Source organism: Kribbella sp., assembly GCF_035687465.1.
Classification (GTDB): domain Bacteria; phylum Actinomycetota; class Actinomycetes; order Propionibacteriales; family Kribbellaceae; genus Kribbella.
Genome location: NZ_DASRXP010000637.1, coordinates 1 through 19,912 on the forward strand (window position 1 = coordinate 1; position 19,912 = coordinate 19,912).

A 19,912-nucleotide genomic window follows, 5' to 3' on the forward strand; every position below is an offset into this window, starting at 1 on the left:
GGAGCCGCGCCACTGAGCCGGCCGCGCGTGCGAGGGGAAGCTGCGGGCGACGCCGCGGGCGTGTCGTCGCGCTGCCGCGAAAGTCGACGCACGGGCAAGTCTCTGCGGCTGTCCGCGCCGCGGGGACAGCGCCGCGTTGCGGGTGGCCGCGGCGGAGAACCGGACGTACCGGCGCGCTACCTCGAACTCGGCCTCGTCCTGGCCGAGGCCCTCGAGCTCACCGATCTCGGCCTCGAACAGCTTGGTCGCCATGCTGCCGAGCCGGGTGCCGATCGCCGTACCGATGCCTGGGGCAACGAACGTCCCGATGGCGCCGCCGACCATCGGCAACGCCTTCTTGGCGACGTTCTTCAGGATCCCGCCGAGCGCTTTGCCGGTCGGCGAGTCGATGAAGCCGCCCACCCCCTTGGCCACGCCCTTGATCAGCTTGCCGAGGAACTGCTCGAGTTCGGCCTCGTCCCGGATCTCCAGCAGCTGGGCTGCCAGCTCCATCTCCTGCTGCTCGCCGAGCGGGCTGGAGAACTCCCCGGCCAGCTCCTGCAGCTCCGCCTCGAACTGCTGCAGCTCGCCCGGCATGGCCTCCTGCAGTTCGTCGAACTCGCCTTGGCCGTACTCGCCATATTGCTCGCCTTGGCCGAATTCGCCGTACTGCTCGCCTTGACCGAACTCGCTCTCGCCATACTCGCTCTCGCCCTCGCCGTACTGTTCGCCTTGCCCGTACTCCCCATACTGTTCGCCTTGGCCGAACTCCCCGTACTGCTCTCCCTGGCCGTACTCGCCGTACTGCTCGCCTTCGCCGAACTCGCCGCTTTCGGCGTAGATCTCGCCCTGACCGAACGAGCCTTCGTACCCGTAACCCGCCATCACGCTTTTCCTTTCTCCTGGTTCACCTGTCAAGGCCGCGAACCGGTCCCAGGTCGTCCGCACCAGCCCACGAGCCACCTCGAGCTGGCGGTCCTCACTGCTCAGTCCCTCCAGCTCGAGCCCGAGCAACGTGCTGACCCGCGCCGGATCGGCCCCGTCAAGGAGCCGGCCCCAGAGCGGCCGAAGCTGACTCACCAGCCGGGCCACCTGCTCGGGCGTCGCCGGCGGTCTGGTCGCCGCGAGGCTGGTCACCGTGGAACGCAGTGCCGCGTCGGCTCCTGCACGGTCGCGGAGGTCGAGAGCCCGTGTCGCGAGCTCCAGCTCCTGGACCGGATCGGGCTGCTGCACGAAGACCCTCCCTGGTCGCGAAAACTGTTCGACCTCAGGGATGCACGATCCGTGCCAGGATCTTCTGGTTCAGGAGACGAAGCAGGCTTCGGCCGCCGGGCGCTGACGGACCCGCGGAGGCGAAGCTCGCTTCACCGGCGGGACTGCGCCGCGATCCCGAGCTGAGCCCGGTACTTGGCGACCGTACGACGAGCCATCGGGTGCCCCGTGCCGGACAGCAGCCGCGCGATCTCGCCGTCCGACAACGGCCGGGTCTCCTGCGCGATCAACTCGCGGACCGCGTCGCGCGGCTCGGCCGAAACGCCGAAGAAGTCCGCCATCGCGGTGATCCGTCCTGACGGCAGCTGCGCCCAGCGGGCCGACACCGCCCGGGAAACGGTTGATTCGTGCACGCCGATCGAGCTCGCCACTTCCGCGCGCGTCAATGGAGCCGGACAGCTGGATCTCCCGGCCAGGAAGGCTTCCTGCCTGTCCGCGATGGCCGCGCCGACCGCCCGCATGGTCTGCCAGCGCCGGTGCAGACGGCTGAGGAAGAGCCTCGCCCTCGAGAGTGATTCCTGCACCGCCGCCCCGGCCGCTTGGTAGGCGGGGCTGATCATCAGCGAATGCCGGGCCTCCTCGGCCACGACAACGGTGAACTCGTCCACGAACACGTAGTCCGGACGCAGAACCTCGGCCCGAGCGCCGGCTGCCCGCGGCGGCCAGCACCCGAGATCCAGCGCCACGAACGGCACCAGCCGCTCCCTGACGAACGCGGCCGCCTTCTGTACCTCCACCAGCGGCTCACCCAGCGCCTCGGCGACCCGCTCCAACTGTCCGCCCGCCAGCTCATCGAGATGCCGATCCACCACAGCCCTGACCACCGTGCTCGCCGCCTGCCTGTCCGCCGCATCGAGCTGCAGCAGAAGGCATTCCCGCAGATCACGCGCACCTACGCCGGGCGGACCAACCTCCTGTACGGCGGTCAGCGCGGCCGCCACGCGCGCAGTACCCACACCCAGATCAGCGGCGATCTCATCCGTCGTACTCGCCAACCGCCCACGCTCGTCAAGACTCCCGACGACATGGTCCACGATCGGCCGGTCCGCCTGCACGACCAGCAGCCCGGCATCGGACCGCAGCTTCGCCAGGTCGCCACCCTCGATCTCGACCCGTTCGACACCTTCGGGCTGACGGCAGAGGTCGCCGCCCCGCTCGAGTGCCGGATTGTCGCCCAGCTCGCGGTCGACGAGCTCGTCCATCCCGGCCGCCGGCAACTGCAACAGCGTCGCGTACGCGACCATCTCCGGCTGCAACTCCAACTGGATTCGAACACGTCCCGCCATCTCCAGCTCCACTGCGCAACACCCCCTCCCAACCATTCCCCGTCTGCAAGCCGCGTGCCACCCCGTGGATCAGTCGGTCCGGCGGCGAACGGCGGAAGCGTCCCTGGCGGTCAGTACGGCGATCGCGGAGTCGAGGGAGCGCTTCAGGGCAGTCGGCTTCCGATGCAGGTGGGCCAAGATGGTGCCGCCTTCCAACGCGGCGAGCAGCAGCTGCCCTGCGTCCTTGGGGGCGATGTCCGAGCGCACGTTGCCTTGGTCGCGGGCGCGTGAGACCAACTCGGCCAGACCTTGCTCCCAGCGGTTGAACAGGTCGGCGAGGATGCTGCTCAGCTCGGGCTCGTCATCGACCTGACCGACGAAGGCGCCGAGCGGACACATCCCGTATCCGCTGGCGCGGTGGGCCTTCAACACCTGGTCGCGCCACGTTTGAAGATCTGCGCACGCAGGATCATGGAGCGCCGGCTGGGCTGCCATCACGCGATCGAACTGGTGGTACAGCACGGCAGCCGCCAGGTCCTGGCGATTGTCGAAGTAGTGGTAGAGCTGCGATTTGCCGGTGCCACTGGCCACCAGCACGTCGTCGATCGACGGCCCCGCCAGACCATGTCGGTGCATGAGCTCTGCTGCCGCGGTGAGGATCGCGGTCCGGGTACGCCGGCCGCGTTCTGTCGCCGGAGGTGCCTTCACCGTATTCCGCCTTCCACGTTGATCATGCTCACACGCCCTAGCCCTTCGATCTTGATTGTACTATTCAGTACAGTCGAAGCATGGCTACTTACGAGATCAGTGGGGCGGACCTTTCGCCGGTCCCCCCGACCTATCAGGCCGAACCGCGCTACCTGGGCTACCGAGAGGCAGATCGCGCCAAGCCGTACGCCTCGTTCTTCAGCGAGCGCACCCTGCCGGTGCAGCCGCAGGTCAACGAGGCGCTGCTGGCGGGCATGGCTCCCACCGAGTACGGCTACGGCCCGTCCGATGCGGTCCGCATGCTCACCCGGCCCGGCCACCACGCGATGGAGACCGGCTGGACGACCCTGGATGACGGCACGGTCGCGGTGTCGATCCTGACCGACATGCCCGGCGTGACCGGTGAGATGTGGGACTGGTGGATGGGCTGGCACAGCAGCGAGTCCGCCCGGTACAAGCTCTGGCATCCGGACGCGCACCAGTTCAGCGCCGTCGGCCAACCGCGCAGTGGCGACCGCGACCTCACCGACAAGCAGCGCTACATCGGCAACGTCTCGTACGTCGACGAGTACGTCGGCGGTCACCTGGTGCCGCTGGCGATCCGGTTCATGGATCCCGCCCGGATGGGTTTCGACGACATCCCGGTCGGCGAGACGGTCATCGTCGGCAGGGTGGGACCGAGTATCGCGCCCGTCGCCTTCGGATGGATCGTCCACCAGGTCCGCGCCACCGAATCCGGCTCGGAGATGCGCAGCCGCTTCTTCCTGAACTACCCCCAGCAGTTCGACCTGCCACCCGCGTCAGTAGCCCAGCCCCCGGCAGGACGTGCACCCGCCGGTCCACCAAACCTCGAACAGCTAGGAGTAGGACTCCTGCACCACTGCGCAGCCGAGATGAACCACCTCGCCACCTTCCTCCCCGACCTCCGCGAAGCCTTCGACGGAACACCGTGACCTAGCCACCCGCCTCGGCGGACTTGATGGGCCAGGCCCGCCTTGCGGTCTACGATGTGCCAAATGATCGGCCGGGTGGTTGCCGGCGGCAGGTCTCGGGAGGAGAGCCATGTACTCGGACGCTGCTGACAATAAAGGCGTTGAGGGCACCAGCTTGGTCGGCGCTGAGCGGACCCTGAGTGTTTTGCTCCTTTTCGCGCGTCCCGATCATTCCAGCTGGGGCGTTTCCGAAATCGGGCGGGAACTCGGTCTCGCCAAGGGCGTCGTTCACCGGATCGTCGCGACCCTGTGCCTCAAGGGTCTACTGGAGCAGATTCCGTCGAATCGGCGTTACCGTCTGGGCGCCGTGGCATGGGCGCTCGGCCAGGCCTACGCACAGCACATCGATATCCGCGGCCTGGCCCGGGAGCCGATGCGGCAGTTGTGCGACAAATCCGGTGAGACGGTCAGCCTGGCCATCCGCTCGGGGTTCACCCGCCTGTACGTCGAATCGATGGTGCCGAACCGGGCGATCACCTTGACCGCGACCATCGGGGAGGCCGTTCCCCTGCACGCCGGTGCGGCGGCGAAGGCCTTTCTCGCGTTCATAGCGCCAGAGGAACGCGATGCTTACCTCTCCCGCGAACTCGTGGCGATGACCGATCAGACTCCCGTGGAAGTGGACCGTCTCCGTGCGGAGGTCGAGCTCATCCGCGGGCAGGGATATGCCGTCTCCCTGGGAGAACGAATCGCGGGCGTGGGTGCGGTCGCGGCGCCAGTGCTGAACGATGGCGGCGAGCCGGTCGTCGTGCTGTGCGTGGGCGGGCCGCTGGATCGAATTCGCACCCACGTCGATGAGATCGCAGGCCTGCTGCTGACCGAGACCGCGGCTCTGTCGCGCCGCATCGGCAACGTCGGACCGGAGAGCGCATCCTCGCTCGGGTGAGCTGACGGCTCGAGCGAACTGACGCTCGGACGAATTCCAACGAGGCATTTCCGCGCGCCCGGCAAGAGTTCTCCCTGCTTTGTCGCGTCGTGTGCACGATTTCTGCAGAGCCGCCCCGAGCCGTTGACAGACCTTTGGCGCGGTGTTTTAGTGGCCAAACGTTCCTCCCTGCCGACCGGTGTTCCACTCAACGGAACAATTGCTTTTCGCCTGCGCCGCAGGGCTCCTGGCTACAGCTACGTCCCCGTCTTAGCGCGGAGAACTGGAGATGGCAGTGGAAGGCGACAAAAGCCCACACCAGATCAATCGGCCGGCAGGCCGTCGAGGCCTCACCTCCGGCGTTATCCGGTTCGCGAAGAGGAAGAGGCGGGCGAAGCGAGGTTTGGTCGCAGCGGCCGCGATTCTTGCCGTTTCCTCCTTTGTCGCCTGCTCGGCCGGCTCGGACAACACCTCCGCCGCGGGCACGGGCGGCGGGCCCGGTGGGAAGGTCGTCGTTCGGCTGTACTCCGGAATGGCCACAACGGATCCGTTCAAGGACACCAGCGCGCCCGGGTGGCAACTGCTCCGCAACGTCTATGAGGGACTCGTCGCACTCGACGACAAACTGCAACCCCACCCCCTCATCGCGGAGTCGTGGAAGGCGAACGCCGCCGCGACGGAGTACACGTTCGTGCTGCGTCAAGGAGTGACGTTCCACAACGGAAAACCGGTGACACCGGACGACGTGAAGTACTCACTGGACTACTTCCGCCAGTACGCCGCCAACAAGTCCAGTCTGAATGCGGTCGACAACGTCAGTGTGGTTGACGACAAGACGGTCAAGGTGCACCTGAGCCGACCGAAAGCCTCCCTGGTGGCGGATCTGGGGAACCCCATCGCCATCCCGATCGTGCCGAAGGGGTCGGCGGACAAGGACGGCCTGGCCAAGACCCCGATCGGCACGGGCCCCTACACCATCAAATCCTTCGAACCGCAGGTCCGTGCCGTGCTGGAGGCGTATCCCGGTTACAAGCCGGTCGACGAGGATCCGTCCGGGCTCGCCGGCCGTCGGGTAGCCAAGGTGAAGACCGTTGAAATGGTCTACGTAGCGGACGATCGAGTGGCCGCCGCCGGTCTGGAAACGGGCGAGTTCGACATCATCACCCGCGTACCGCCGCAAGACGTCAAGCGCCTCAACGATCTGCCCGACGTGGACGTGGCAGCCAGTCCCGGATCGGCATGGATCGCCATCAACCTGAACGCGAGTGCGGGCGAGGTGGCCAACCTGAAGATCCGGCAGGCGATCATGTACGCCACCGATCCGAGCGCGATGCTGCAGACGTCGGGCTTCGGTCAGGGCCGGCTGACCAACAGTTACACGCCGCCCGAGGTCGACTGGTACACCAAGGACGCCTCCGGGTACTGGCCGTACAAGTACGACCCGAACAAGGCCAAGCAGTTGCTCAGCGAGGCCGGCTACGACGGCGATCCGATCACCGTCATCGCGGGCGCGCCGCCTTACCAGGAACAGAACGCGGTGATCCTGCAGCAGCAGGCCAAGGCGGTGGGGCTGAACCTGAAGGTCGACAAGATCGATCACACGACCTTCATCGAACGGACCCAGAGCGGCAACTACGAGATGTACTCGGCCGGCGGTCCGTTCCAGACGACGCCAGATCTCTTCTATGTGCAGTACTACTGCGGTGCCGCGGGCAAGAATCGCTACGGCTACTGCGACAAGGGGTACGACACGATCTATGACCAGGCGGCCGGCGTCACCGACAAGACCAAGCGCAATGCACTCTTCGCGCAACTGGAGAAGAAGCTCAAGGACGACGCGATTATTCTGCCGCTGTATTTCAACGACGTCGATTTCGGCGTGAACAAGCGGGTCACCGGACTGAATGCCAATGCCTTCGAGTGGCTGATCATGTGGAATGTCTCGGTCAACAGCTGATCGCCCAGAGACCAGCTCATGAGCTCGACATTCCGGGCGCTCCGCTACTTCAACTACCGGCTCTGGTTCTGCGCCGCCATCGTGTCCAACATCGGAACCTGGATGCAGCGGGTCGCGCAGGACTGGCTGGTCCTGACCAGGCTGAGCGACGAGTCGGGCGTCGCGGTCGGCATCACTACCGGTCTGCAGTTCCTGCCGCCGATTCTGCTGGCGCCCTATGCCGGTCTGATCGTCGATCGCGTCGACAAGCGGAAGCTGCTGATGACGACCCAACTGAGTTCCGGGGCGTCGGCTCTGTTGCTGGGTGTGCTGGTGCTGACCGGCACCGCGCAGCTCTGGCACGTCTATGTGCTCGCGGCCGTGCTCGGCGTGGCGACCGCGTTCGACTTTCCGGCTCGGCACACGTTCGTCGGTGAGATGGTCGGCGGTACCGATCTGCCGAACGCGGTCAGCCTGAACAGCGCCACCTTCAATGCCGCCCGCGTCGCGGGGCCGGCGGCGGCCGGCCTGCTGATCGCGGTGGTGGATATCGGTCCTGTCTTCCTGATCAACGCCCTGACGTTCCTTGCGGTGGTTCTCGCGCTCACCCGGATGCGGGCGAACGAGTTGCAGCTGATTCCCCGGGTCATCCGCGGCAAGGGGCAGATCCGGGAAGGGCTGGCCTACATCCGGGGGCGACCGCAGATCACGATCGTCATGGTCGTCGTGTTCCTGGTCGGCGCCTTCGGCGTGAACTTCGAGCTGACGACGGCCTTGATGGCGCGGGTCGAGTTCGAGCGTGGCGCCGAGCAGTACGGCTTGCTGGTATCGGTCATGGCGGTCGGTTCGCTCGGCGGTGCGCTGCTGGCAGCCCGACGGGAGAGACCGCGGGTGGGCGTCGTCATCGGTGCGGCGTTCTTGTTCGGCGTGGCTGAGGTCGTTGCCTCGGTCATGCCGACCTACCTGACGTTCGCCCTCGCCTTGATTCCGGTCGGCCTGACGGCTCTGACGATGCTGACCACCGCGAACGCCGTCGTACAGCTCAACACCGATCCCGCCATGCGGGGCCGGGTGATGGCGCTGTACATGGTGATCCTGATGGGCGGCACGCCGATGGGCGCACCGCTGATCGGGTGGGTGGGCGAGAGGTTCGGCGCGCGCTACACCATCGCACTCGGTGGCGCCGTCTCGCTGATCGTGGCAGCTGCCGCAGCCGCCTATCTGCTGCGATCGCAACGGCTGCGGGTGAACTACCGCCTCCGTGCCCGGCCCCATCTACTCATCCGAAGCGTTGACGTCCGTGCCGAGGAATCGATTCCAGGAACAACGGAGGACAAAGCATGTTGGCCGCAGTGATCGTCGAAGGTGCCGTCGAGCTTCAGCAAAGACCCGACCCGCAACCAGGCAACGGAGAGGTGCTCGTCAGGATCAGGGCCGCAGGGATCAACGGCGCGGACATCCTCCAGCGCCGCGGCCGGTATCCCGCCCCGCCGGGCGCCCCGGCCGACATTCCTGGCCTGGAGTTCGCCGGCGAGGTGATCGAGCGCGGTCCCGGTGCGACGCGCTTCGAAGTCGGACGGCGCGTGATGGGCATCGTCGGGGGTGGTGGTCAGGCAGAGCTCATCACCGTGCACGAACGCCTGCTGATGCCTGTCCCCGACCTGCTCGACTGGCCGGAGGCCGGGAGCCTGCCGGAGATCTACTGCACCGCGTACGACGCCCTGTTCGGCCAGGGGGAACTGCGTCCCGGCGAGCGAGTGCTCATCAACGGGGGAGCGGGCGGCGTCGGTACGGCGGCGATCCAGCTCGCGACGTTGACCGGTGCTGTCCCGGTCGCGACAGTACGAAACCCTGCTATGGCAGCGAAGGTGACCCACCTCGGTGCGACGGTCGTGGTCGCCGAGGCGGGCTCCGACGCCGCCGGTGAGCATGGTCCGTTCGACGTCGTCCTCGAACTGGTCGGTGCGGCGAATCTGACGAATGCTCTGCGCGCGTTGGCGCCCGGTGGCCGGGTTTGTTTCATCGGGGTCGGTGGCGGCGCGAAGACCGAGTTCAACGCCCTGCACCTGATGGGCAAGCGGGCCCGGATCCACGGCTCCACTCTTCGGTCGTCGTCGCTCGAGGAGAAGGCCGCGCTGGCACGTGGCCTTGAGCGCCAGGTGCTGCCCGCATTCGAGACCGGGGCTTTGCGCGTGGTCGTCGACAAGACCTTCGAGCTCGCTGAGGTGCATGACGCCTACGAGTACTTCGCGGCCGGAGGCAAGTTCGGAAAAGTCACCCTGCTGATGTAGGGGCTCCCGGCAACTCAACCGTTGACACCAGGTGGGCAGACTGTTTCACTGATTCAACTGTTCCCGACAGCGGAAATGCGTTCCGGAGAACGGAACAATCCGGGAATGCAGCGACTCGACAGCACCGCCGCTAAGTGAGGCCGTACGGCTGAAAGGTGAGGAATGTGAGCGCGGGCAAGAAAAGACTCAGATTGGCAGGACTGGTTGTCGCGGTATGTGTCGTGGTGGCCTCGTGCAGCGGGAATCCCAGCGGTGCGGTCAATACCGCCGGTGGCGGTCAGCAAGCCATGCCCGACAAGCCCGCCGGCAAGGTCAGCGTGCGGCTGTGGACCGGGATGCAGACGTCGGACCCCTTCCAGGACGTCGGCGCATCGAGCTGGAACCTGTTGCGCTCGGCCTACGAAGGCCTGACGGCGCTGGACGACAAGCTCGTCCCGCAGCCCATGCTGGCGAAGTCGTGGAAGGTGAGCGACGACGCCAAGACGTACACCTTCGCGCTGCGCGACGACGTGCTGTTCCACAACGACAAGCCGATGGTCGCCGCGGACGTGAAGTACTCCTTGGACTACTACCGTTCCAAGTCGCTCGGCAAGGCCAATCTCTCCTCGGTCGAGAGCGTCGACGTAGTGGACGACCATACGGTCGCGATCCACCTCAAACGTCCGTCTGGTGGGCTTGCGGCCGACCTGGCCAATCCGATCGTGGTACCGATCGTGCCCACCGGATCGGCCGACGGCGGCAAGCTCGCCACCACACCGATCGGCACCGGGCCCTACCGGATCGAGTCATTTGAACCGCAGGTGCGAGGCGTGCTCAAGCCCTTCGCCGGCTACAAGCCACTGAGTACACCGGCCAAGGGGCTGGCCGGCCGCAAGGTTGCCCTGATCGACACCCTTGAGTTCTTGCTGGTCGCGGACGACCAGGTGGCGGCGGCCGGACTGGAGACAGGTGAGTTCGACCTGGTGCCGCGGGTTCCGACCTCCGACATCAAACGGTTCAGCTCGCTGCCCGACGCGAAGGTGCTCACAGGACCGGGCTCCGGCTCGGTGTCGATCAGCATGAACCTGGGCAAGGGGCCGCTCAATGATCCCCGGATCCGGCAGGCGCTCACGTACGCGATCGACAAGTCCGCCATGCTCAGCGTCACGGCCTTCGGCTTCGGCCGGGTCGCGAACAGCTTCCATCCGCCGGAGGTGAACTGGTACCTCAAGGACGCCGAGGACTACTGGCCCTACGCGCACGATCCTGAGAAGGCCAAGAAGTTGCTGGCCGAAGCGGGCTACAACGGCGAGCCCATCGTCGTCTTCGCGGGCAGCCCGCCCTATCAGGAGCAGAACGCGGTCATCCTGCAGCAGCAGGCTGCAGCGGTCGGCCTCAAGCTGACGGTGCAGAAGATGGATCAGACCACGTTCATCACCAGGACGGCCAACAGCGACTATCAGATGTCGTCCACGGGCAGCCCTTTCCGGGCGTCGCCGGACCTGTTCTACAACCAGTACTACTGCGGCGGTGGCTCCGCCAAGAACCAGTACGGGTACTGCGATCCGTCGTACGACGCGGGCTTCGAGAAGGCCTCCGCCACGATCGACCAGACGCAGCGCAACCAGTTGTTCGCCGGCCTCGAGAAGAAGCTGAAGGACGACGCGGTGATTCTCCCGCTGTACATCAACGATGTCGCGGTGGGTGTGTCCAACAAGATCAGCGGTTTCGCGCCGAACGTCTATGACTGGCTGATCGTCTGGAACGTCTGGATCTCGTCGTGATGACGGTCGGAGGGGGAGTCCGCGCATGGTGACCTACATCGTCAAGAGGCTTGGCAGCACGCTGCTGACCTTGTTGTTGCTCAGTATCGGCATCTTCATGTTGATCCGGCTGATCCCCGGTGACCCGGTGGTGGCGATGCTCGGCGAGGACGCGACGCCGGAACGGGTGGCGGACCTGCGGGCGCAGTACGGGCTCGACCAGGCCCTGATCCCGCAGTTCCTGAACTGGCTGGGGAACGTGGTGACCGGCGACCTCGGCCAGTCGGTGCCGACCTCACGTCCGGTCGCCGACCTGATCCTCACCAGATTCCCGGTCACCCTGGTGCTGGCGCTGTTCGCCACGCTGCTGACCATCGTGGTCGCGGTGCCGATGGGTGTCGCCGCCGCGACCCGGCGGGGAAAGCTGACCGACAAGACGGTGCTGCTCACCAGCCTGGTCGGCATCTCGATCCCGAGCTTCTTCCTGGGCATCATGTTGTTGCTGCTCTTCGCGGTGCGGCTGCACTGGTTCCCCACCTTCGGGTTCCGGTCGTTCAGCGAGGACTTCTTCGGCAGCCTCAGAGGTTTCGTCCTTCCCGCGGTGAGTCTGGGGGCGCTGTATCTGGCGATCGTGGCCCGGATGACCAGGGCGTCGATGCTCGAGGTGCTGTCGCAGGACTACATCGTCACGGCCGAGGCGTCCGGACTGAGCCGGCTGAGAATCCGCTACCGGCACGCGTTGAAGAACGCGCTCATCCCGGTGGTCACCGTGGTGGGTCTGAACTTCGGGGCCTTGCTGGGCGGCAGTGTGATCACCGAGCAGGTGTTCAACCTGCCCGGTCTCGGAACCTTGCTGCTGGCAAGCATCGACCGCCGGGACTATCCGGTCATCCAGGCGATCGTGTTGCTGATCAGCGTGATCTATGTCGTCATCAATCTGCTGGTCGACCTCCTCTACGGCTTCCTGGATCCGAGGGTGCGCTATGCGAAGAACTGACATCACGCCGGAACAACCGGTGCTCGTGGATGTCGTGACGGAGCCCGTCGCGCCGCCTGCTCAGGTCCGGCGGACCAGGATGAAGCTGCTGCGCCATATGAGCCCGATGTCGAAGATCGGCCTGGTGGTGGTCGGCGTCATCGTGCTGCTGGCGCTGGCGGCGCCGTTGCTGGCTCCCTTCGATCCGTTGGCACCGTCGGCAAGCAGACTCGCCGGGCCGTCCGGGACACACTTCTTCGGAACCGACCTGTACGGGCGCGATGTGCTCAGCCGGATGTTGATCGGCGCGAGGGTGTCGGTGATGGTCGGGTTCGTCGTCACCCTCTCGGCCCTCGTGATCGGCGGGACGCTGGGCTGTGTCGCGGGCTTCGTCGGCGGGGCGGCCGACGCGGTGGTCAGCCGGATCACCGAGGTCCTGCTGGCGGTGCCTGGTGTGCTGCTGGCGATCGCCATCGTCGCCACCCTCGGCTCCGGTGTGTGGAACGTCTGCATCGCGCTGACCCTCGGCCAGGCTCCGATCATGATCCGCGTGGTCCGCAGCTCCACCCTGGCACTGCGGGAGCGGCCTTTCGTCCGGGCAGCACACGCGGTCGGTGCCACCCGGCTCCGGATCTTGTTCCGGCACATCGCGCCGTACGTGCTCGGTGTGGCCGCTGTGCAGGGCACCTTCGTCTTCGCGCACGCGATCTTGTACGAGGCAGCGCTCAGCTTCCTCGGAATCGGGGTCAAACCGCCGGATCCGACCTGGGGCAACATGATCAGCGAGTCCCGGGCGTTCCTGAGCGTGCAGCCGTGGAACGCGATCTTCCCCGGCCTGGCGATCACGCTGCTGGTGCTGGGTGTGAACTTCCTCGGCGACGGACTCCGGGACCTGGTCGATCCCGAGAATCAGGAGCGGTCATGACGAGCACGATCAATTCCGGCCCACGCGAGAACGGTGCCGCGCCGAAGCCGCTGCTGGAGGTCGAGAACCTCCGGGTGAGCTTCCAGTTGGCGCAGCGAACGATCGACGCGGTCCGTGGGGTGAGCTTTGCCGTGCAGCCGGGCGAGGCAGTCGGGATCCTTGGCGAGTCCGGGTCGGGCAAGAGCGTCACCGGTCGCGCCCTGATGGGGATCCTGAAGTCGCCGCCGGCCCGGGTCACCGCCGATCGGATGCAGTTCCTTGGCAAGGACCTCGACCAGGTGCGGCGGGAACGGCGCAGGAGCGACGGGTCCGGGCAGCCGATCGCGATGATCTTCCAGAACCCGTTCACCGCGCTGAATCCGGTGTTCCGGGTGGGCAACGCCTTGACCGAGGTGCTCGTCACCCGGCGTGGGATGACCGCTGCGCAGGCCCGCACCGAAGCGGTCCGGTTGCTCGATGCCGTCCGGATCCCCAATGCGGCCAAGCGAATCAAGAGTTATCCGCACGAGTTCTCCGGCGGGATGCAGCAGCGGATCATGATCGCGCTCGCGCTCGCCCTGAACCCGGATGTGCTGATCGCCGACGAACCGACCACAGCCCTGGACGTGACCGTGCAGGCCCAGATCCTGACCCTGTTGCGGGAGCTGCAGCAGGAACGTCAGATGGGGCTGATCTTCATCAGTCACGACCTCGACGTCGTCTCCGAAGTGGTGACCCGGGTGTACGTGATGTACGGCGGTCGCATCGTGGAGTCGGGCCCGGTCGACAGCATCTACGCCGATTCGCGGCATCCCTACACCAGAGGACTGTTGCTGTCAGCACCGACACCGGGCGTTCACAAGAAGCGGCTCGTGGCCATCGCGGGCAGCCCTCCGGAGGCCGGTGCCACGCCACCCGGTTGCCCGTTCCACCCACGGTGTCCACACCAGACCGACGTCTGTCGCGAGGAGATGCCGCCGCTGTTGCCAGCGGCGGACGGGCCGGGTGTCGCGGCCTGCCACCATGCCGAGCAGCTGCCGCGGCTGGAGGTCGAGACCCATGTCTGACATCGATTCCGACGCGGTTCTCGAGTGCCGCGACCTTCGCAAGTACTACCGGCCGTCCGGGCGTAAGTGGCGGGGCGACGCGGGGATCGTGCGGGCGGTCGACGGAGTGTCGCTGAGCGTACGGCGTGGCGAAACGCTGGGCATCGTCGGCGAGTCGGGGTGCGGCAAGAGCAGCCTCGCGAACGCAGTACTGATGCTCGATCCGCCGACCTCGGGCGAGGTGCTCTTCCGCGGCCAGGACCTCACCAAGGTCAGCGATCGTGAGCTCCGCAAGGTCCGCCGGCGACTGCAGGTGGTCTTCCAGGATCCGTACGCGTCCCTCAACGCCCGGATGACTGTCGAGCAGATCGTCGCCGAACCACTGGTGGTGCACGGCGAGGTGCGAAGCCGTGCGGAGCGCGCCGTCCGGGTCGGCGAGGCGCTCGAGCGGGTCGGACTGAGCAGCGGGGACGCCGCGCGTCACCCGTTCGAGTTCTCCGGCGGCCAGCGTCAGCGGATCGGCATCGCCCGGGCGTTGATCTCCAGCCCCGAGGTGGTGATCTGCGACGAGCCGGTGTCCGCCTTGGACGTCTCGGTGCAGGCACAGGTCCTCAACCTGCTGCAGGACCTGCAGGCGGAGCGGAATCTGTCCTATCTCTTCATCAGCCACGACCTGTCCGTTGTGAGCCAGTTGGTCGACCGGGTGGCGGTGATGTACCTCGGACGGATCGTCGAGGTCGGTTCGGTGGCCGAGATCTTCCGCGAACCCAAGCATCCGTACACCCGTGCGCTGCTCGCCGCGGTGCCCAGCCGGCGCCGTGGCGGAGGCAGCCGAACGGTCCTGGCCGGAGACGTGCCGAACCCGGCCGCGCCGCCGTCCGGGTGCACCTTCCACCCTCGCTGCCCGCTCAATGACGGCGTGCTCTGCGCCGAGACCGCCCCGGAGCTGAGGCTGCTCGGTGACAGGCAGGAGGCGGCCTGCCACCACCCATTGCTCGACGCCGCGGCGCCGGTCGGCGTACGGCCGCATTGACCCAGACCCGTCACCAGACCACCGACACACACGCTGTCGTTCATCCAAGGAGCTGGACATGGAGTACGAAAACATCATCTATGAAACCGTGGACCGGGTCGCCCGGATCACGCTGAACCGGCCCGAGTACCGCAACGCATTGTCCCGTCCGCTCCAGGAGGAACTGGACCACGCGCTGCAGGCCGCGATGGCCGACGACGGCGTCGGAGCGGTCATCCTCGCGGCCAACGGGAAGATGTTCTCCGCGGGACACGACCTCGGTACGCCGCAGCAGAAGCAGGACCTCATCGACCGGCCGAAGCTGGACCCGGAGCTGCGCGGCGACTTCCAGTTCGCCTTCGACACCGTGCTCGGTATGCCGCTGCGGTGGCGGGACCTGCCCAAGCCGACCATCGCCCAGGTGCACGGCCTGTGCATCTTCGGCGGCTGGAAGGTGGCCGCGGCGATGGACATCATCGTCGCCTCCGACGATGCCCGCTTCATTCCCGGTCCACCCCAGTGGATGTCGCTGCCCTGGGACGTCGGCGCCCGCCGGGCCAAGGCGATCCTGCTGGACGATCAGTCGCTGACCGCGGACCAGGCACACGAAATGGGCATCGTCTACAAGGTCTGGCCGCGGGAGGAGTTGGAGGAGAAGACCCTTGCCCTGGCCGCCAAGATCGCAGCCCGGCCACCGTTCCTGCTGCAGATGACCAAGCTCGCGGTCAACCAGGCCCAGGAGTCAATGGGATACCGGGCCGGGGCCCTGGCCGCGATCGGGTACCGGGCGCTGCACCACGCGAGCGGGGAGCAGAAGAAGTTGCAGGAAGGCGAGCGTCGTCAGATCCCGTCGGTAGCCCGGATCCTGGCTACCGACGGCGCCCCCGGCAACGGCGCCGCCGACGATGTTGCCGCCAGCAACGGTTCGTCGGCTGAGCCGGCACCCACCGCCGACAAGCCCTAGCGCGGCACCGGCATCGTCCGAGGACACCGCCTTGTGACTCCAGCTCGAGTGGAGGGAGATTTCCATCGACACCGACCAGAACGGCCAAGTGGCACAGGACTCGGCGCTTGCCGGCCTCCGCGTCTTGGACCTGAGCGACAACGTCGGGGGACAGTACTGCGCACGGACCCTGGCCGACTTCGGCGCGGACGTGCTGCTGATCGAAGGCGTCGACGGGTCACCCGTACGGCGGGCGGCCGCGTGGACAGCCGCCCGTCCGCCGGCGGTGGACGCGATGTTGTTCCGCCACCTGAACACCGGCAAGCAGTCGATGACGCTCGACTGGCGATCACCCGAAGGGATGGCCGTGTTGACGGCACTCGCCGCCGACAGTGACGTCGTCGTCGCGGGGGAGCAAGCCGTCTGCCGTGCGCTGATGGCCGTCAACCCACGCCTCGTCGCCTGTGCCATCACGGATTTCGGTGCCGGCCCGCACGAGGGTTGGACCGGGACCGAGATGATCTTCCAGGCGCTGTCCGGGGTGATGCTGCTCAACGGTGAATACCCGAAGCCCCCGCTCTACGGGCTGGGGGCCAGGGCGCAGTACTCGGCCGGAATCACCGCGTACGGCGCGATTCTCGCCGCTTTGCTCTGGCGGGAGCAGTCAGGCCGCGGCCAGTTCGTCGAGACAGCGGTACTCGATTCCGTAGCCGTGATGAACGCGATGGTCTCCGCGCGGTACTTCTACAACGGCACGTTCCAGGCGAGGCTTCCGAGATCAGGTCTGGTCGGCCTGTTCCGTTGCTCGGACGGCTGGGTGGTGGTGTACGCCGCTCGGCCGAACGACTGGGCGGGCTGCTGTGCTGTGTTCGAACTGCCGGAACATGCACAGGACCCGCGGTTCGTCGATCTCGCCGACCGGCTCAAGCACTGGCCGGAGGCACTGGAGTTGATCGGCGCGCAGGCGGCGACGATGACCTGCGACGAGGTCACTGCGGCAGGACGCCAATGCAAGCTACCGGTCAGCCGGGTGATGGACGGTCCGGCGTTGTGGGCCGACAAACACCTTAATGTGCGCGGGTTCTGGCAGCGGGCGCGGTCCGGGGACGCGAGTCATCCGGTCATCGCGCCGGCCTTCCGGATGTCGGCGACTCCGCGTGCCGAGGTAGTGACGACAGCACCGGGTCTCGGCGAAGAGGACCGACAAGCGCTGGGCTCGGTCGGACTGTCCGATCAGCATCAGACCCTGCAGGCGAACGGGGTGATGAGATGACCGCCGGGCAGCCCGGCGCGCGGCCGCTGGACGGCATCCGGGTTCTGGACTTCACCGGCGCATGGGCCGGACCGATGGCGACCCGGTCGCTGGCCTTCCTCGGCGCTGAGGTGATCAAGATCGAGGGGCCGTCGCGGATGGACTCGTGGCGGGAGACCGTGGCCGGAGTGGAGAAATCTCGCTACCCCGACCTGATCAGAGGCGAGCGTCCGTACAACCGGAGCTTCCGGTTCAACAGCCAGAACCACGACAAACTAGCCCTGAGCCTGGACCTCAAGAGCCCGGCCGGCGTGCAGATCGCGCTTGATCTGGCGCGAGTCTGTGACGTCGTGGTCGACAACTTCTCGCCAGGCGTGATGGAGTCACTAGGCCTTGGTTACAAGGCTTTGTGTGAGGTCCGTCCGGATCTGATCATGGTGCAGATGCCCGCCTACGGCAGTTCCGGGCCGGATGCCTACGCGGTCGCTTTCGGACCGAACATGGAGGCCATGACCGGGATGGCCAGCCTGATGGGCTACGGCGGCGAGGACGAGACCCCGGTGCTCACCTCGAACGCGTACCTGGATCCCATCGGCGGCCTGCACGGCGCCGCCGCAGTACTGACCGCGTTGATGTATCGCAGCCGGACCGGGCGCGGCCAGCATGTCGAGGTCCCGCAACGGGAGACCGCCATGCAGTTCGCCGGCGAGCTGTTACTGGAGCAGGTGGAGACCGGCGAGGTGTTCGTACCACGGGGAAATGCTGTGCCCTACGCGGCTCCGCACGATGCGTTCCCCGCGCTGGGCGAGGACGAGTGGATTGCGATCGCGGTGCTCGACGACCAGCAATGGCTGGTGCTCTGCGAAACGCTCGGCTGTGGTCCGCTCGCCGCCGATCCGGACTTCGCGACCGCGGACGGGCGACGGCACAACGCCGTACGACTGCACCAGGAACTGAGCTCCTGCACCATCCAGCAAGACAAGTGGACACTGGCCGAGCGACTGCAGAGCCGGGGTGTGCCTGCCGCGCCGGTCTGCACCGGGAAGGACGTGGCCGAGAACCCACATCTGGTTGCCCGTGGGGTGTTCGTCGAAGTGGATCATGCTGAAGCCGGACGGCGCCGGTATCCCGCACTGGGCTATCGGCTGGAGTCGACACCGGGCCGGATCGATCGGGCGTCGCCGCTGTACGGCGAGCACAACCATCGCGTGCTGTCGGACCTCCTGGGCATGTCCGACCAACAGATCGACCAGCTCGAGGCCAGTGGAGTCATCGCGTCGGCGCCGAGAACAGGGCCGTCGGCAACCATTCCCAAGGAGAAGGTGCTATGAGTGCGAGCAATGATGCGACGGCCGAACTAGCGGAGTGGGCGACCGGATTCGGCTACGCCGACGCTCCGGCAGAGCTGCTGCGGGCGGCCGGGCGCGGACTGATCGACACGATCGGGGTCATCCTGGCCGGCGCGCCGGAAGAGACTGCTTTACGTGCCGGTCTGGTGGCGCGAAGCCAAGGTGGTAAGCCGGAATCGAGCGTGCTCGGCACCGACCTGCGGACCTCCGCGAGTCTGGCTGCGCTCGTGAACGGTACGGCGGCGCACGCCCTCGACTATGACGACACTCAGGGCAATGTCCACGGCCACCCGAGTGCCGTCATCGTGCCGGCCGCTCTCGCTGTGGCGGAGTCGGTCCAGGCCACCGGCAAACAATTGGTCGAGGCGTTCGTGGTGGGTACCGAGGTGATGGGCAAGGCCGGTCGGATGCTCGGCTCGGTGCCGTACCAGAAGGGCTGGCACCTGACCTCCGTACTCGGTCCGCTCGGTGCGGCAGCTGCCGCGGGCAAGCTGCTGGGCCTGTCCACCGAGCAGTTCCGGGTCGCGCTGGGCATCGCAGTCTCCCAGGCCAGCGGGAGCCGGCAGAACTTCGGCACGATGACGAAGCCGTTCCACATCGGCTGGTCCGCGCACGGAGGGGTCTTGGCCGCATTGCTTGCCGCCAATGGCTATACCGCCAACGAGGACATGCTCACGGCCCCGCTCGGCCTCACCACTCTGTTCGACGGAGACGCGGAGCGCTGGAGCTCGGCCCGGCCGGGGGAGCCGTTCGAACTGGTCGACCCTGGTCTGAACATGAAGGTCTACCCCTGCTGCGCGGGCACGCACTGCGCTCTGGACGCGACGTTCGAGTGCCGTGAGCAACTGTCGGAGACGGACCTCGCCGCGATCGAGCAGATCGACGTCAACGTGCACGCCACCGGCCTGGTCCCGCTCATCTACGACTACCCGGCCACTGGACTGCAGGGCAAGTTCTGCCTTCGGTATGTGATGTCGGCGGCACTGCAGGACGGCCAGATCACGGTGGAGACCTTCGACGACGACCGGGTCCGGGACGGCGTCTACGCCGGACTGATGGACCGGGTCAAAGTGTTCCAGGACCCCACCATCGAGGAACGGTTCGCCGAGGTGATCGTGCACATCCCCGGCCGGGAGCCGGTGCGGTCCCGCGTTCAAGAGGTCAAGGGCAGCGCCACCAAGCCGATGACAGACGACGATCTGGACAAGAAGTTCCTGGCCTGCTCGCAACGCGTGATCTCCTCCGGATCCGCCAAGGAGGCACTGGTGCGGTTGCGGGCGGTCGAACAGATCCGGACCGTGTCCGACCTGGCCGCGTTGTTCGTCCTCTGATGGAAGGACCGGATGGCGAGTCGTGTACCGATGTCCGGGACGAGGTAAG

The 19,912-nt window shown here is 66.7% G+C and carries 17 protein-coding genes; 14 read left to right on the plus strand and 3 right to left on the minus strand.

All coding sequences use genetic code 11. The features are described from left to right. The 3 genes from VFG33_RS33975 to VFG33_RS33985 form a co-directional block, all read right to left on the minus strand. Positions 1 to 1,212, minus strand: a 1,212-nt coding sequence (locus tag VFG33_RS33975) for a hypothetical protein (RefSeq protein WP_414673005.1), incomplete at its 3' end; no start/stop codon positions are given. A gap of 131 nt (positions 1,213 to 1,343) precedes the next feature. Next, a complete protein-coding gene (locus VFG33_RS33980; protein ID WP_325057106.1) occupies positions 1,344 to 2,537 on the minus strand; it encodes an RNA polymerase factor sigma-54 in 1,194 nt (397 codons plus the stop codon). A gap of 69 nt (positions 2,538 to 2,606) precedes the next feature. Then, complete coding sequence (locus VFG33_RS33985; protein ID WP_325057107.1) at positions 2,607 to 3,224, minus strand: TetR family transcriptional regulator C-terminal domain-containing protein; 618 nt, start codon at positions 3,222 to 3,224, stop codon at positions 2,607 to 2,609. Between the two features lie 80 nt (positions 3,225 to 3,304). Between VFG33_RS33985 and VFG33_RS33990 the strand changes: the two genes are divergently transcribed. The 14 genes from VFG33_RS33990 (at position 3,305) to VFG33_RS34055 (ending at position 19,863) form a co-directional block, all read left to right on the plus strand. Further along, a complete protein-coding gene (locus VFG33_RS33990) occupies positions 3,305 to 4,177 on the plus strand; it encodes a DAPG hydrolase family protein (protein WP_325057108.1) in 873 nt (290 codons plus the stop codon). Between the two features lie 109 nt (positions 4,178 to 4,286). Further along, a complete protein-coding gene (locus VFG33_RS33995) occupies positions 4,287 to 5,102 on the plus strand; it encodes an IclR family transcriptional regulator (RefSeq protein ID WP_325057109.1) in 816 nt (271 codons plus the stop codon). Positions 5,103 to 5,484: 382 nt separating this feature from the next. Continuing rightward, complete coding sequence (locus tag VFG33_RS34000) at positions 5,485 to 7,038, plus strand: ABC transporter substrate-binding protein (protein ID WP_325057110.1); 1,554 nt, start codon at positions 5,485 to 5,487, stop codon at positions 7,036 to 7,038. An 18-nt stretch (positions 7,039 to 7,056) separates the two neighbouring features. Next, entirely contained in the window at positions 7,057 to 8,373 is a 1,317-nt protein-coding gene (locus tag VFG33_RS34005; RefSeq protein WP_325057111.1) for an MFS transporter, read from the plus strand. Further along, the gene (locus VFG33_RS34010; protein WP_325057113.1) at positions 8,358 to 9,308 is read left to right on the plus strand and encodes an NAD(P)H-quinone oxidoreductase; all 951 of its coding nucleotides are present in this window, start codon (positions 8,358 to 8,360) and stop codon (positions 9,306 to 9,308) included. Before VFG33_RS34005 ends, VFG33_RS34010 begins: the two co-directional genes overlap by 16 nt. A gap of 287 nt (positions 9,309 to 9,595) precedes the next feature. Next, positions 9,596 to 11,071, plus strand: coding sequence for an ABC transporter substrate-binding protein (locus VFG33_RS34015; RefSeq protein ID WP_325057114.1), 1,476 nt, complete (start codon positions 9,596 to 9,598; stop codon positions 11,069 to 11,071). A gap of 25 nt (positions 11,072 to 11,096) precedes the next feature. Then, positions 11,097 to 12,047 carry an ABC transporter permease gene (locus VFG33_RS34020; protein WP_325057115.1) on the plus strand — a complete coding sequence of 317 codons (951 nt, stop codon included), beginning with the start codon at positions 11,097 to 11,099 and terminating at the stop codon, positions 12,045 to 12,047. Further along, complete coding sequence (locus tag VFG33_RS34025) at positions 12,034 to 12,951, plus strand: ABC transporter permease (protein WP_325057116.1); 918 nt, start codon at positions 12,034 to 12,036, stop codon at positions 12,949 to 12,951. Before VFG33_RS34020 ends, VFG33_RS34025 begins: the two co-directional genes overlap by 14 nt. Then, entirely contained in the window at positions 12,948 to 13,997 is a 1,050-nt protein-coding gene (locus tag VFG33_RS34030; RefSeq protein ID WP_325057117.1) for an ABC transporter ATP-binding protein, read from the plus strand. The genes VFG33_RS34025 and VFG33_RS34030 overlap by 4 nt, the downstream gene beginning before the upstream one ends. Beyond that, complete coding sequence (locus VFG33_RS34035; RefSeq protein ID WP_325057118.1) at positions 13,990 to 15,009, plus strand: ABC transporter ATP-binding protein; 1,020 nt, start codon at positions 13,990 to 13,992, stop codon at positions 15,007 to 15,009. The genes VFG33_RS34030 and VFG33_RS34035 overlap by 8 nt, the downstream gene beginning before the upstream one ends. Before the next feature lie 58 nt (positions 15,010 to 15,067). Next, on the plus strand, positions 15,068 to 15,952 hold the full coding sequence (locus tag VFG33_RS34040) for an enoyl-CoA hydratase-related protein (RefSeq protein ID WP_325057119.1): 885 nt from the start codon (positions 15,068 to 15,070) through the stop codon (positions 15,950 to 15,952). A gap of 88 nt (positions 15,953 to 16,040) precedes the next feature. Further along, positions 16,041 to 17,204 (plus strand): CaiB/BaiF CoA transferase family protein, encoded by a 1,164-nt coding sequence (locus tag VFG33_RS34045; protein WP_325057120.1) that lies wholly within the window; start codon positions 16,041 to 16,043, stop codon positions 17,202 to 17,204. Further along, positions 17,201 to 18,514: a CaiB/BaiF CoA transferase family protein gene (locus VFG33_RS34050; RefSeq protein WP_325057121.1), complete on the plus strand. Its 1,314-nt coding sequence runs from the start codon at positions 17,201 to 17,203 to the stop codon at positions 18,512 to 18,514. Before VFG33_RS34045 ends, VFG33_RS34050 begins: the two co-directional genes overlap by 4 nt. Beyond that, a complete protein-coding gene (locus VFG33_RS34055) occupies positions 18,511 to 19,863 on the plus strand; it encodes an MmgE/PrpD family protein (RefSeq protein ID WP_325057122.1) in 1,353 nt (450 codons plus the stop codon). Before VFG33_RS34050 ends, VFG33_RS34055 begins: the two co-directional genes overlap by 4 nt. Positions 19,864 to 19,912: the final 49 nt, after the last annotated feature.

Coding starts and splice junctions, on each gene's coding strand:
- VFG33_RS33980 (WP_325057106.1), bottom strand. CDS start 2,537: ATGGCGGGACGTGTTCGAATCCAGTTGGAGTTGCAGCCGGAGATGGTC.
- VFG33_RS33990 (WP_325057108.1), top strand. CDS start 3,305: ATGGCTACTTACGAGATCAGTGGGGCGGACCTTTCGCCGGTCCCCCCG.
- VFG33_RS33995 (WP_325057109.1), top strand. CDS start 4,287: ATGTACTCGGACGCTGCTGACAATAAAGGCGTTGAGGGCACCAGCTTG.
- VFG33_RS34005 (WP_325057111.1), top strand. CDS start 7,057: ATGAGCTCGACATTCCGGGCGCTCCGCTACTTCAACTACCGGCTCTGG.
- VFG33_RS34010 (WP_325057113.1), top strand. CDS start 8,358: ATGTTGGCCGCAGTGATCGTCGAAGGTGCCGTCGAGCTTCAGCAAAGA.
- VFG33_RS34015 (WP_325057114.1), top strand. CDS start 9,596: ATGCCCGACAAGCCCGCCGGCAAGGTCAGCGTGCGGCTGTGGACCGGG.
- VFG33_RS34020 (WP_325057115.1), top strand. CDS start 11,097: ATGGTGACCTACATCGTCAAGAGGCTTGGCAGCACGCTGCTGACCTTG.
- VFG33_RS34025 (WP_325057116.1), top strand. CDS start 12,034: ATGCGAAGAACTGACATCACGCCGGAACAACCGGTGCTCGTGGATGTC.
- VFG33_RS34030 (WP_325057117.1), top strand. CDS start 12,948: ATGACGAGCACGATCAATTCCGGCCCACGCGAGAACGGTGCCGCGCCG.
- VFG33_RS34035 (WP_325057118.1), top strand. CDS start 13,990: ATGTCTGACATCGATTCCGACGCGGTTCTCGAGTGCCGCGACCTTCGC.
- VFG33_RS34040 (WP_325057119.1), top strand. CDS start 15,068: ATGGAGTACGAAAACATCATCTATGAAACCGTGGACCGGGTCGCCCGG.
- VFG33_RS34050 (WP_325057121.1), top strand. CDS start 17,201: ATGACCGCCGGGCAGCCCGGCGCGCGGCCGCTGGACGGCATCCGGGTT.
- VFG33_RS34055 (WP_325057122.1), top strand. CDS start 18,511: ATGAGTGCGAGCAATGATGCGACGGCCGAACTAGCGGAGTGGGCGACC.